9 protein-coding genes are annotated in these 12,891 nt (G+C 71.6%); 7 read left to right on the top strand and 2 right to left on the bottom strand.

Annotated features, from left to right (window positions below; genetic code table 11):
* The first annotated feature begins 35 nt into the window (after positions 1-35).
* Complete coding sequence (locus V3N99_02605) at positions 36-1,013, top strand: Brp/Blh family beta-carotene 15,15'-dioxygenase (protein ID MEO3935628.1); 978 nt, start codon at positions 36-38, stop codon at positions 1,011-1,013.
* 90 nt (positions 1,014-1,103) lie between these two features.
* On the opposite strand, the gene V3N99_02600 is transcribed toward V3N99_02605, so the two are convergent.
* Positions 1,104-3,083 carry a thioredoxin domain-containing protein gene (locus V3N99_02600; GenBank protein MEO3935627.1) on the bottom strand — a complete coding sequence of 660 codons (1,980 nt, stop codon included), beginning with the start codon at positions 3,081-3,083 and terminating at the stop codon, positions 1,104-1,106.
* A 1,355-nt stretch (positions 3,084-4,438) separates the two neighbouring features.
* Here V3N99_02600 and V3N99_02595 point away from each other — a divergent pair.
* The 3 genes from V3N99_02595 to V3N99_02585 all read left to right on the top strand — a co-directional run bounded on the left by V3N99_02595 (position 4,439) and on the right by V3N99_02585 (position 9,542).
* A complete protein-coding gene (locus V3N99_02595; GenBank protein ID MEO3935626.1) occupies positions 4,439-5,800 on the top strand; it encodes an IS1380 family transposase in 1,362 nt (453 codons plus the stop codon).
* 602 nt (positions 5,801-6,402) lie between these two features.
* Entirely contained in the window at positions 6,403-7,854 is a 1,452-nt protein-coding gene (locus V3N99_02590; GenBank protein MEO3935625.1) for an alkaline phosphatase family protein, read from the top strand.
* A gap of 380 nt (positions 7,855-8,234) precedes the next feature.
* Positions 8,235-9,542 carry an ISL3 family transposase gene (locus V3N99_02585; GenBank protein ID MEO3935624.1) on the top strand — a complete coding sequence of 436 codons (1,308 nt, stop codon included), beginning with the start codon at positions 8,235-8,237 and terminating at the stop codon, positions 9,540-9,542.
* Between the two features lie 259 nt (positions 9,543-9,801).
* On the opposite strand, the gene V3N99_02580 is transcribed toward V3N99_02585, so the two are convergent.
* Positions 9,802-9,954: a DUF255 domain-containing protein gene (locus tag V3N99_02580; protein ID MEO3935623.1), complete on the bottom strand. Its 153-nt coding sequence runs from the start codon at positions 9,952-9,954 to the stop codon at positions 9,802-9,804.
* 200 nt (positions 9,955-10,154) lie between these two features.
* Here V3N99_02580 and V3N99_02575 point away from each other — a divergent pair, with 200 nt between their 5' ends.
* From V3N99_02575 to V3N99_02565, 3 genes are all read left to right on the top strand, one after another.
* Complete coding sequence (locus V3N99_02575) at positions 10,155-10,538, top strand: sigma factor (GenBank protein ID MEO3935622.1); 384 nt, start codon at positions 10,155-10,157, stop codon at positions 10,536-10,538.
* 202 nt (positions 10,539-10,740) lie between these two features.
* Positions 10,741-11,382 carry a methyltransferase domain-containing protein gene (locus V3N99_02570; protein ID MEO3935621.1) on the top strand — a complete coding sequence of 214 codons (642 nt, stop codon included), beginning with the start codon at positions 10,741-10,743 and terminating at the stop codon, positions 11,380-11,382.
* Positions 11,379-12,887, top strand: a complete 1,509-nt coding sequence (locus V3N99_02565; GenBank protein ID MEO3935620.1) for an FAD-dependent oxidoreductase — start codon at positions 11,379-11,381, stop codon at positions 12,885-12,887. Before V3N99_02570 ends, V3N99_02565 begins: the two co-directional genes overlap by 4 nt.
* Positions 12,888-12,891 lie beyond the last annotated feature (4 nt).

The raw sequence follows: 12,891 nt of genomic DNA, 5'->3' as shown, positions 1-12,891 counted from the left end.
CCCGCTCCTCCGCTGCGCGAGGACCGACAACGGCGATGGCCGCTCTGCCGGTGCTCACGATCCTCCCGGTCTGCGCGCTCGCCGCCCTCGTCCTGCTCTCCGTCCTGGCCCCTGAGGTGGCCCGGTCCTTGGCCCTGCCGGTCGCGGTGGCCGGGGCGGCAGTCGGCATCCCTCACGGTGCCGTCGACCACCTCGTGCCGTGGTGGTGGTCGGAGCAGCGGGTCGCCGCGCGTCCCCACCCCGGTCGGCTGCGGCTGACCGTCTTCGTGGTCGCGTACGCCGCTGCCGCCGGCCTCGCCTTCGCGGCCTCGCTCGCTGTGCCCACCGTGACCTACGTCGTCTTTCTTCTCCTGTCTTCCCTGCACTTCGGCCGCGGCGAGGTGGTGACCAACGCCGAGCGCGCTGGCCGACCCGTGCCCGGCCCCCGGCAGGAGTGGGCCACGACGCTCGCCCCGGGTCTGGTCGTCGTCGGACTGCTGCTGTGGGCCCGTCCGGCTGACACCGACGTCTTGCTGAGGCCGGTGTCACCAGTCCTGGCCGATGCCGTATCCGCCACGGCCACCAGCGGGCTCGTCGTGGTGGGAGCCGCTGTCCTGCTCGCTCTGGCCGTGCAGCTGCGCCGGCGCCGCGTCCTCGACGCTGCGGAGCTCTCGCTGCTCGTCGTGGCCTTCGCGGTCGCGCCACCGCTGGCCGCCTTCGGGCTGTGGTTCGGTCTGTGGCACGCGGTGCGACACACCGGCCGGCTCCTCGACCTGGCTCGCACCGACTCCGCGCAGATCCCGAGCGCGCGGGACTGGAGGCGAGCCGTGCGCCGGCTGACCGTGGCCGGCGCCCTGCCCACCGTCATCGCCCTGGGCGCCGTCGCGGTGCTGTGGGCGGTGCACGAGCAGGCCGGGCTGCGGGCCGAAATCGGCATCCTCCTGGCCCTGACCTTCCCTCACACCGCCGTGGTCGGCGCCTGGGACCGGCACCAGTCCCGCCGCGCCCCAGCCACCCCCACCCTCACCCCCTGAGCGCTTGTTGCTGACGATCACCCCGAATGGTGGCTCTGGAGGGCATCATTCGCGGCGATCGGCCGCAACAAGGGGGTGGGGGTGAGGGGGTCAGGCGCGGTCCAGCAGGGCGCGCAGGTCGGCGTCGGTGGTCACCGGCCGGTCGCACACAAAGCCCCGGCAGACGTAGGCCGCGGCGCCATCACCGACCAGCGGTCGGCTCGCGAGCAGGGGGTGAGAGTCGGGGGCCCCATACACGAGGACGAGGCCGGGGGAGCTGCTGCGGCGGGCGGCCGCGACCAGCGCGCGACCGCGCTCGTCCTCGGGTGACGGCGTCACGACGGCCACCTGCAGCGGACCCGCCGCGCGGGCCTCGGCCACCGCGAGGGCCCAGCCGGCGAAACGGGGGTCTCGGGTGGCCACGGCGCCGGCGGCCGTGAGGGCTTGGTCGGCCGCGTCGAGCCACCGGGTCTCACCGGTGAGGGCGCCGAGGGTCAGCAGCGCCCCGGCGACCGCGGACTGGCCCGACGGCTCGGCCCCGTCCGAGCCGGAGTGCGGCCGGGCGTAGAGGGCCTCGGCGTCGTCGGCGGTGTCGTGCACGGCGCCGTCGTCGTCGGTGAAGCGCGCGGTCACCGTCTCGAGGAGGCTGGTCGCGGCGTCCAGCCACCGCTGCTCACCGGTCGCCTGATGGAGGACCAGCAGGCCCTCGGCGAGGTTGCCGTGGTCGTCAGCGACGGCAGCCGCCCCTCCGACCACGCAGTCCCGCGACGACCGGCGCAGGCGCCCGTCGACGACGTGAGTCTCCAGCAGGTAGGTGGCGCAACGGGATGCGGCCGCGACGAACCGGGGCTCGTCGAGCAGAAGGCCGACGTCGACCAGCCCGGCGATGGCCAGACCGTTCCACGAGGTGACGACCTTGTCGTCGCGCCCGGGCTGCGGCCGGGTGCCGCGCGACGCCAGCAGGCGCTCGCGGATCGACGCCCAGCGGGCCGGGTCGTCGGGGTCGACCGGTAGCTGCAGGGTCGAGCTGCCGTGCTCGAAGGTGCCGGCAGCCGTCACGAGGAGCAGGGGCGCGGCATACCCCGCGTCGTCGTCGCCGAGCTCCTCGGTGAGCTGGGCCGGGGTCCAGGCGTAGGTGAGACCCTCGACCCCCGCGCTGTCGGCGTCGAGGGCACTCGCGAAGCCGCCCGCCGCCGTGCCGAGATCGCGGACGATGAACTCAGCTGTCTCCCAAGCGATCCGGCGCGCGAGCGGGTTGCCGGTCGCGCGCCACCAGTGCGAGAAGACGCGGCAGAGGAGGGCGTTGTCGTAGAGCATCTTCTCGAAGTGGGGGACGACCCACTCGGCGTCGACGGCATACCGGGAGAAGCCGCCGGCGAGCTGGTCGTAGATGCCGCCGCGCGCCATCGCGGTGCAGGTGTCCTCGGCGAGCCGCAGCGCGGTCGCGTCGCCGGTGCGGGCGTGGTGGCGCAGCAGCTGCTCGAGCACCATCGACGGCGGGAACTTCGGGGCGCCACCGAAGCCCCCGTGCTCCGTGTCCTCGGTGCGCGCGAGGCTGGTCACCGCGGCGGCGAGCGCGGGCTCGTCGAGCACCACGCCCGCGGGCGGGGTCATGGCCCGCCGGATGACGCCTGAGATGTGGTCGCTGCTGGCGAGCACCTCGTCGCGCTGCTCGCGCCAGGCCCTCGTGACCGCCGAGAGCAGCTGGAGGAACTGCTCGCGGCGGAAGTAGGTGCCGCAGTAGAACGGCTCGCCGTCGGGGGTAGCGAAGACGGTCATCGGCCAGCCGCCGTTGCCGGTCATCGCCTGGGTCGCGGCCATGTAGACCGCGTCGACGTCGGGCCGCTCCTCGCGGTCGACCTTGACCGCCACGACCGAGGCGTTGACGACCGCGGCGACCTGCTCGTTCTCGAACGACTCGTGCGCCATCACGTGGCACCAGTGGCAGGCGGAGTAGCCGACGGAGATGAGCAGGGGGACGTCGCGCTCCTTCGCCTCGGCGAAGGCGTCAGGCCCCCACTCGTGCCAGTCGACGGGGTTGTCCTTGTGCTGCAACAGGTACGGAGACGTCGCGGCTGCCAGGCGGTTCATGACAGTAACCCTGCCACGGACCTCGCCCGCGGAGACCCGGGCGGGGGTATCGAGGCCGGGGATGAACCCGAGGACGGTGGTGTCGACCAGGTGCTCGGTCTGCTCGTCGGTTCTGCCAGACTCGAGGTGCGTGGCGAGCGCGTGCAGGAGCTGGTCTCCCGCCGCCGTCGGGCCGCCGTCGAGCGCTTTCGCGGTGTGCAGGGCGGCCAGCCGCCACCCGAGAACGTCGGCGCCCAGGGTGTCGGTGGACGTCAACGGCAGCGACCGCACGCGTCCGCTGGACGGGGTGACCCATGCCGCACGTGTGCTCGCGTCCCGTGGAGACGCTAGCCCAAATCGTGGCGGTACCCACTTGGGTGGGCACGAGCCGCTTGCCGACCGGCCCGATCCCCAGTTCCCCTTGGACGTTGGCCCCCCAGCACCACGGGGTGTGGTCGGTGCGGATCCCGCACGTGTGGGTCGCCCTCGCGGATACGCTGCCGCACGGGCTCACGGCGACGCCCGCCGACGAGACCCCAGCGACGTCCGGCGCGACCGGGCCGGCGGCTACGCCGGCCCCGGACATGGCGGGCGGACCCGTCATCGCCAGCACCGTCGCCACGATGAACGCGACCACGGCGGGGACCGTTGCCGCCCTGACCCGCCCAAGCAACCGCACACCTGAACGTTCCACGATCCCTCGCCCCTCGCCTGGGCCGGGTACGCAGGGACTCAGCCGCCACCGCACACACGTCCGGGATTCCCGGCCCGACCAACCCCGAGACGCGTCGATCCGAAATCGGTGCAGAACAATTTCCCGCTCTCCCCGCGAAAAGTGTCAACGGGGCCGTGCAGTGCGGGCGCCCCCTGCCGGCCGACCCACCGCTAGCCGCGAAGTACGGCTATCGGGTGGCGTAACGCTTTGGCGCGGGCCGCTGACGCTCTGTCGCCCTTGCGCGTGTAGAGCGCGGCGGCCTGCTGAACCCCGCGACGGGCGGTGCGTACACGTCCCGCAACCTCGTGGAGTTCGGCTTGGTCCAGCAGGGCGTCATCGGGGATGCTTGAGAAGTCGGTCGGGGCAACGAGAGCCACCGCCTCGTCGGCCAGGGCAAGGCTCGTCGAGCCGGCCGGATCCGGCTAGCGCGCGTGCGGTTGCGGTGCGCCACATCACCTGGCTCTGGATGTCACCGGGGCTGGTCAGCTCCCGCGCCACGTGCGCGGATTCGAGGGCCTCGGTGAAGAGCCCCACGGATGAGCCCGGATCCACCGACGTGTGAGCGGTAACGGCGGGTCGTGACACGCGAATGCCCCTGTGGTGCAGGAGAATTGGGCTTGCGAAGATCCAAGATCACCGGCTCCGAAGGGGCATCCGACAGATGCAAGCATTCCACACGATCGACGCAGTTTTCGATGACCCCAACCTGATCGGTGTGGCGGGTTTGGTCCCGGTGATGCGGTTGGCCGAACGCGCCGGGCTGCAGCGCCTGCTGACGCAGCGGTTGACCGTGTCGTCGCCCAACGCGGCGGTCAAGGCCGGGTGCGTGGTCGCGGGGATGATCGCCGGCGCCGACAGCATCGACGACCTCGACGTGCTGCGCCACGGCGGCATGAGCAAGGTCGTGACCGGGGTGCGGGCCCCCTCGACGGTCGGGACGTTCCTACGCACCTTCACGTTCGGACACGTCCGGCAGCTCGACGCGATCTCCTCCCAGGTCCTGGCCGGGCTCGCGGGTGTGGTCCCGCGGCTCCTGGCCGGGACCGACGCGATGGCGTTCGTCGACATCGACGACACGATCCGCGAGGTCCACGGGTACAAGAAGCAGGGCGTCGCGTACGGGTACTCCGGCGTCAAGGGGCTGAACGCGCAGCTGGCCGTGCTGTCGTCGCCGACCTGCGCACCGGTCATCGCAGCGTGCCGGCTGCGCAAGGGCAACACGATCTCCGGGCAGGGCGGCGCGAAGCTGGTCGGGGACGCCGTCGCCACCGCCCGCCGCGCGGGGGCGTGCGGGCAGGTGATGGTCCGGGCTGACTCCGGGTACTACCGCCGCGACCTGGTCACCGCCGCCCTCAAGGCCAAGGCCTGGTTCTCGGTCACCGTGCGGATGAATCCTGCTGTGGTGCGGGCGATCGGCGCCATCCCCGAGGATGCGTGGACCACGATCAAGTACCCCCGGGCGATCTGGGACGACGACGAGCAGCGGTGGATCTCCGAAGCGCAGGTCGCCGAAACCGAGTTCATCGCGTTCACGTCCGCCCGCAAGGACCAGCAGGTCCCCTGCCGACTCGTGGTCCGCCGCGTGCAGCGGCTCAACAAGGTCGCCGTCGCTGCGGGTCAAGACGAGCTGTTCGCCAGCTGGCGTCATCACGGGTTCGTCACCAACTCCACCCTGACCGCGATCGCCGCGGACGAGACCCACCGGGACCACGCGATCGTGGAGCAGGTCATCGCCGAGCTCAAGAGCGGGGCCATGGCCCACGCACCGTCAGGCAAGTTCGACGCCAACGCAGCGTGGCTCGCCCTGGCCTGCCTCGCGTTCAACCTCCTGCGCGCCGCGGGAGTCGCCGCCTCGACCCGCCACGCTAAAGCGAGGTGGGCCACCCTGCGCACCCACCTGGTCGCGGTCCCGGGCAGGGTCGCGTCCTCGGCCCGACGGTTAATGCTGCACCTACCGACGAACTGGCCCTGGGCGAATGCATGGGACAACCTCTGGGCCACCGCCACCGCTACCGCTACCTGACCATCCGGCCACCTGGCCCCCGAGGAACGACCCGACGTGGAAGAGCCGGACAGACCGGCGGCTCCACCGCGCCACCGTCCGGCAAGGCCCGGGATCACCGGCCGACGATGTCAGCGGACACCCCCGAAATCAGGGACGGTGGATCCGGGATGAGAGGGCGTGGGCCAGCATCGCCGTCGTCGTCGAGCGGACCGCGCGCAGCCGTCGGCCACGGGAACGAATCACGTTCAGAACAGGGCCTGACGGGTCTTTCTTTTCCCCCGACACGGGTCTAGATTGCTGGTCGTCGGGGGTCCACGGAATGACAGGTCCCCGGTGCGTGCGCATCCCGTACCCGAGCAGGAGCTTGGGGGTGGGGGCCGGAAGCGTTGGACGGTGGGGGTACCCACCCGATCTGCACCCAGTTCCCAGCAGTTGCCCAGGAAACGTTCGTCCGAGTGCCACGATGAGGAGAAAGAATGCCGGGCCACGCATCTCACAGGTCGGTCAGAGTGGGCGGCGCGGCGACGGTAGGGCTCCTTCTGGGCAGCCTCGCACTCTCCACCATCGGCGCCGCATCGTCGTCTGCGTCGTTGTCCGCATCGTTGTCCGCATCGCGGTCCGTGGTGGGGAGCACAGCGGCGGTTGCGAGCCCGATCAAGCACGTCGTCATCATCTACCAGGAGAACCACAGCTTCGACAACGTGCTGGGCAAGCTATGCGCGACCGAGGCCCGTTCCGTCCCGTGTGACGGGGCCACGAGTGGTCACGTGGAGAGCGGTTCAACAGTGCCGCTGCAGAAGGCCCCCGACATCGTGCCGCTGTCCAACCACGACACCGCGTCGCAGGCCGCCGCCGTCAATGGGGGGAAGATGGACTCCTTCGACAAGGTGAAGGACTGCACCTGGGACCAATTTGCGCCACCGCCCGGAGACGTGGCCCCGTACAGCGACTGTTACACCCAGTACGCACCGGGACAGATTCCGTCCCTGTCGGCGCTCGCGCGCAAGTACGCGATCTCGGACCGGACCTTCGAAGAGGACAAGGTCCCGTCCTGGGGTGGGCACCTCGAGCTCGCGCTGGCCGGGCTTGGGGGGTTCACGGGGGACAACCCGACGCCCGACAAGACGGTGGTGACGAACCCCGGGTGGGGCTGCGACAGCAACCGCAGGGCCCGGTGGTCTCCTGACGGCGGTGTCACCCCCTACTCGTGGCAGCCGTCGTGCATCCCGTACCCCGGCCTGGATCCCACCCGCTTCCCGTTCGGCGGGGCCTACAAGCAGAGTGCGGTCCCTTACCAACGCACCATGATGGACGAGGCCCTGGGAGCAGGGCTGTCCATGCACATCTACGCCGAGCTCCCGCCAGCCACCACCCCGGGCCCGCAGCCTCCGACGGCCACGCAGCCCGCAGCCGGCGGGGCCGCGGGTAACGCGTTGGCACCTGCGGCGGGGGGCCAGGTCCATCCCAACGGCTACGCCTGGTCGATCTGCCCAAGCTTCGCCAAGTGCCTGTACACGGCGCAACGCGGGCAGATCTTCACTCCGAAGAAGCAGCTCGACACGGACGCCGCCGCGGGGACCCTGCCGGCCATCAGCTACGTGATGCCTATGGGGGTGGGCGGCAACACCAGCCAGCACAACCAGCAGTCGATGCTGATCGGGGACAACCGCATCGGGCAGGTCGTCTCGGAGATCGAGAACGGTCCCGCCGGTCCGAGCACCGCGATCTTCATCACCTACGACGACTGCGGGTGCTTCGCCGACCACGTCGCCCCGCCGGCGGGGACCTCGCTGGGCATCCGCGTGCCCATGGTCATCGTCAGCCCCTACGCGAAGGCGGGTTTCACCGACCACACCGTCGCCAGCTACGCGTCGATGCTTGCGTTCATCGAGCACAACTTCGGTCTGCCGCCTCTGAGCTCGGCCGACGCGACCGCCTACGACTACGCCGATGCCTTCGACTACACGCAGGTTCCCCTTGCGGCAGAGACGTTGACGCAGCACCCGATCCCCGCGGATTCACAGCGGTTCCTGCTGAGCAACCCGGATGTAGCAGTGGACGACCCGACGTAGAACCAGGTGCGGACACCAACCCGGGGGCGGGTGGTACGAAGTCAAGGACGGCCAGTTGCAGGCTCGGGGGGTGACCCGTACCGGGCGTGGCGCGTGAGCAGCGCACCGGCCTGCCGGTGACGCCGCGACGACGGGGGCGGCGTCCCAGCACAGCTCAGCGCCGGACGACGGACGGTCGAGAGCTGTGTTGGTCGCGGCCAGGACGAGCAGCGATGCGGCGATCACGGGCGGGAACCCCTTCGGGAACGGGCGCAATTGGGCTCTTCACAGTTGAGGGTGTAGGTCCCTCGCCCGGGTGGCTCGGCGCGTCGGTCCCGGGGTAGGTGTCGAGGTCTTCCGATGATGAGGGTTCCTACACACCGCATCTGGAAGACCTCGACGTGCCTGACGCTACCTTCGCTGCCCCTGACCTGACCACCTTCACCCGCTTGGACGAGCTCGGACTCGAAGTGACCGGGCAACGTCTCGAACCTGGCCGGGCGGTCCTCGCGTGCCGGGTCGTGGAACCCGACCGGTGGTGCCACCGCTGCGGGGGCGAGGGCGTAGCCCGCGACACCGTGGTGAGGCGGTTGGCGCACGAGCCGCTGGGGTGGCGTCCCACGACGTTGCTCGTGACGGTCCGCCGGTATCGGTGCACAGGGTGCGGGCAGGTCTGGCGCCAGGACACGAGCGCTGCGGCGGAGCCGCGGGCGAAGCTGTCGCGGCGGGGGTTACGGTGGGCGTTGGAGGGGATCGTGTGTCAGCACCTGACCGTGTCCCGGGTCGCGGAGGGCTTGGCGGTGTCGTGGAACACCGCGAACGACGCCGTCCTGGCCGAGGGCCGGCGGGTCCTGATCGGCGACCCGGCCCGGTTCGACGGCGTGCAGGTCGTCGGGGTCGACGAACACGTGTGGCGGCACACCCGGCGCGGGGACAAGTACGTCACCGTCATCATCGACCTCACCCCAATCCGTAACGGTACCGGCCCTGCTCGGCTCCTGGACATGGTCGAAGGCAGGTCCAAGCAGGCGTTCAAGCAGTGGCTCGCGGCCCGCTCCCAGGGCTGGCGCGACCGGGTGGAGGTGGTGGCGATGGACGGGTTCACCGGGTTCAAGACCGCCGCCAGCGAAGAGCTGCCGAAGGCGGTGGCCGTGATGGATCCGTTCCATGTCGTCCGCTTGGCCGGCGACGCACTCGACACCTGCCGTCGCCGGGTCCAGCAGGCCGTGCACGGCCACCGAGGCCGAAAGGAGGACCCGCTGTTCAAGGCCCGCAGGACCCTGCACACCGGCAACGACCTACTCACCGACGCTCAGCGGGAACGACTGACCGTCTTGTTCACGAACCGCAAGCACGTCGAGGTCGAGGCCACCTGGGGCATCTACCAGCGGATGGTCGCCGCGTACCGCGACCCCGACCGCAAGCACGGACGCGAACTGATGACGACGCTCATAGCCTCGGTCAGCGACGCCGTCCCTGAAGCGCTGACCGAGGTGAGCAAGCTCGGCCGCACGCTGGCCAGCAGGGCCGACGACGTGCTGGCCTACTTCGACCGGCCCGGGACCTCGAATGGACCTACGGAAGCCATCAATGGTCGACTCGAGCATCTGCGTGGCTCCGCCCTCGGGTTCCGCAACCTCACCAACTACATCGCCCGATCCCTGCTCGAGAGCGGCGGCTTCAGACCGCAACTACACCCTGCTTTGTGAAGAGCCCGCAATTGCCGGTATCGACAGCAGAGGCAGCAGCCGCGCCGGAGCGGTGAGGGCGCCGAGGATGCCGAGGCGGGGTGAGCCTCGGTGTTAGGCCTCGATGGGGGTGGCGGTCCGGTAGTCCCCGGCCTGGGTCAGGATGCTAGCGATGCGACCACATAGGGCGCATGGCAACAACCGTCGTTCGAAGCTGGTGCGGTGGGTGCACCAGACCACGGTCTAGGTCCCACTCACGCTTCTACGCTACGAGCCGGCACTAGTGGCAGGCGGAGTAGCCCACGGAGATCAGGAGCGGGACGTCGCGCTCCCTCGCCTCAGCGAAGGCCTGCGGGCCCCACTCCTGCCGGTCGACGGGGTTGTCCTGGTGCTGCAGGAGGTAGGGCGAGGTGGCAGCGGCGAGGCGGTTCACGCCGGCCACTCTGTCACTCGAGCGGAGCTGGGGTGGCGGCCCCCCGAGGCAGCGGTGGCCCGTACTGGCCACTGTCGCCTTTCTCCATACCGGGTGTCGTGCGGTCGGCCCTCGTCTAGGGTCGTGTTTGTACCGATTCACGGTGCCACAAGGTCCCCAGCTCCTGACTTCGTGTTGATGCCAGCGCACCGGAGGACCCCATGGATGACGTCGTCATCCCCCCTGACGTCTCGGCCCGGCCTGACGGCCGCCTCGAGGTCGTGGTCGCCGACCTCGCGGGCCTTCTCGACCGGGCCGTGTCCGGAGACGCCTCGGCGGCCGCGGCAGCCTACGACCTGGTCTCGGTCCCGGCCTACCGCATCGTGCACCTCGTCGTCGGTGACGCCGAGACGGCGAGCGAGGTCTGCCGCCGGGGCTTCGCCCATCTCTGGGACGTATGGAGCGCGGCGCCCGCCTGGGTCGACCGCCCCGCCTCCGCCCGGACCTGGGCGCTCATGATCATGCACCGCTGCGCCACCGACCACGTGCGGCAGGTGAGTGGCGGCCTTCCTCGCCCGCCCCTGGCCCTCGCCCACCACACCTGACGCCGACCCGCTCCCGGCCTGAGGTAGGGCATCCCGCGTCGCAGACCTCCGACGCGAGCTCGGCGTGGCCCGGCCGCGACTCCAGGCCCGTGCTCCCGTTCCGAACCAGGGAAACCCGTGGTTTCGGCCCCGAGCGGGCTGCGAAACCAAGGGTTTCCCTGGTTCGGAACGAGGGTGGTGGGGGTGGGGCATGCTGGAGGCCATGAGGATCTCTGTGCCGCGCTACCGGCTGGGGGCACGGGTCTACGACGTGGTGTCGATGGAGCGGCTGGTCTACCGGCACGGCCGCGAGGCGGCCATCGACGCGCTGGACCTCGCCGTCGGCGCGCGGGTGCTCGACGTCGGGTGCGGGACGGGGCTCAACGTGCCCCTGCTGATGCGTGCGGGCGCTGCTGAGGTGGTCGGAGTCGACGCCAGCGCGTCGATGCTGCGCCAGGCCCGACGACGGGTCGCGGGTGCGGGCTGGTCAGGGGTCTCCCTGGTCGACGGGGACGCAGCCGAGCTCGGCGCGCTCGTCACTGGCCCCTTCGACGCCGTCCTGTTCACCTACTCGCTCTCCGTGGTCGGCGACTGGCACGCGGCCTGGGAGCAGGCCTACGGGCTGCTGCGCCCGGGAGGGCGCGTCGCCGTCGTCGACACGGCCCTGCCGGTCGGCCGCTGGCGCGTCCTCGAGCCCGTGGCGCGGCTGGCGCTCTTCACCGGTGGGGTGGACGCGTCACGCGAGGTCTGGCGGCAGGTGCTCACCGCGACGGACGACACGACGTATGCCGTGATGACCGGCGGGCACGTGCACGTCGCGGTCGGCACCAAGCCCGCCCACGGCACTCAGGAGGACGCGCGATGACCACTGGAGGCAGTCCGCCGGGACCGCCCACCGATGGCTCGTCCACCTGGGCGTCCGACGACCTGACGCCGCCGGACGGGGTCGCGTGGGACCTGCTGGTGGTCGGCGGCGGCACCGCCGGCCTCGTCGGGGCCAAGACCGCCGCCCGCTTCGGAGCCAGCGTGCTGCTCGTCGAGCGCGACCGCATCGGCGGCGACTGCCTGTGGACCGGCTGCGTGCCCAGCAAGGCCCTGCTGAGCGCCGCGCACGCCGCCCACGACGCGCGCACCGCCTCCCGCTACGGCGTCCGTGCGGCCGCAGTCACCGTCGACTTCACCGCGGTGATGGCGCACGTGCGCGACGCGATCATGACGATCGCGCCGCTCGACTCGCCCGAGGCCGTGCGGGCCGCCGGAGCGCACGCGGCGCGCGGGTCCGCGCAGCTGACCGGCCCGCACACCGCCACGGTCGACGGCACCCCGGTGCCCTTCCGGCAGGCCGTGATCGCCACCGGCGCCACGGCGGTGGTGCCGCCGATCCCCGGGCTCGCCGACGCGGGGCCGCTGACCAACGAGTCGGTCTTCGCCCTCACCGAGCTGCCGAAGCGGTTGCTGGTGCTCGGTGGTGGCAGCATCGGGTGCGAGCTCGGTCAGGCCTTCGCCCGGCTCGGCTCGCGGGTGACCCTGGTGGAGGAAGCCGACCGGCTGCTCGGGCGCGAGGACGCCGACGCCGGCGTCCTGGTCACCCAGGCCCTGGTCGACGACGGCGTCGACGTGCGCATCGGTGCCGGGCTGCGCGCCGTCCGGGCCGACGGGGAATCCTTCGTCGCCGAGCTGGCCGACGGCAGCGAGGTCGCCGTCGACTCGGTGCTGGTCGCCGTGGGGCGTCGCCCACGCACCGCGTCGCTCGGCCTCGAGCGGGCCGGCGTCGAGCTCGACGAGCGAGGCCTGGTGCGGGTGGATGCTCGGCTGCGCACCACCAGCCCCCACATCTGGGCCGCGGGCGACCTGACCGGTCACCCGCAGTTCACCCACACCGCAGGGGTGCACGGCAGCCTGGCGGCGTCGAACGCCGTCCTCGGTCTGCGTCGCCGGGTCGACGTCGCCCTGACACCGCGCGTGACCTTCACGCAGCCCGAGGTCGCCGCCGTCGGCGTGTCGCTCGCGCAGGCGCAGGCGCTCGGGCTGACCGTGCAGACGACGCCGCACACCGAGGTCGACCGGGCGGTCGCCGAGCAGCACACGGCCGGCTTCTCCCGGCTGGTGCTCGACGGCAGGGGCCGCGTCGTGGGCGCCACCGTCGTCGGCCCGCGAGCCGGGGAGTCGCTGGCCGAGGCCGTGCTGGCCGCGCGGCACGGGCTGAAGGCGCGTGACGTCGCCGCCTCCACCCACGCCTATCCGACACACGGCGACGGACTGTGGAAGGCAGCCCTCGCGCAGGTGCAGCAGCAGCTGGCCAGCGGCGTCACCGGTGGGGCGACGAGGGCGCTCGTCGCCGTGCGGCGCGCCACCCTGCGGGGCCGCTGAGCCC

It is taken from the genome of Dermatophilaceae bacterium Soc4.6 (genome assembly GCA_039889245.1).
Classification (GTDB): Bacteria; Actinomycetota; Actinomycetes; order Actinomycetales; family Dermatophilaceae; genus Lapillicoccus.
The sequence above is the reverse complement of the archived record's forward strand: the minus strand, read 5'-3'. Positions and strand labels throughout refer to the sequence as shown.

Bases quoted from the DNA above. Each gene is read 5' to 3' on its own strand.
- V3N99_02605 (MEO3935628.1), top strand. From the start codon at position 36: ATGGCCGCTCTGCCGGTGCTCACGATCCTCCCGGTCTGCGCGCTCGCC.
- V3N99_02600 (MEO3935627.1), bottom strand. From the start codon at position 3,083: ATGAACCGCCTGGCAGCCGCGACGTCTCCGTACCTGTTGCAGCACAAG.
- V3N99_02595 (MEO3935626.1), top strand. From the start codon at position 4,439: ATGCAAGCATTCCACACGATCGACGCAGTTTTCGATGACCCCAACCTG.
- V3N99_02575 (MEO3935622.1), top strand. From the start codon at position 10,155: ATGGATGACGTCGTCATCCCCCCTGACGTCTCGGCCCGGCCTGACGGC.
- V3N99_02570 (MEO3935621.1), top strand. From the start codon at position 10,741: ATGAGGATCTCTGTGCCGCGCTACCGGCTGGGGGCACGGGTCTACGAC.
- V3N99_02565 (MEO3935620.1), top strand. From the start codon at position 11,379: ATGACCACTGGAGGCAGTCCGCCGGGACCGCCCACCGATGGCTCGTCC.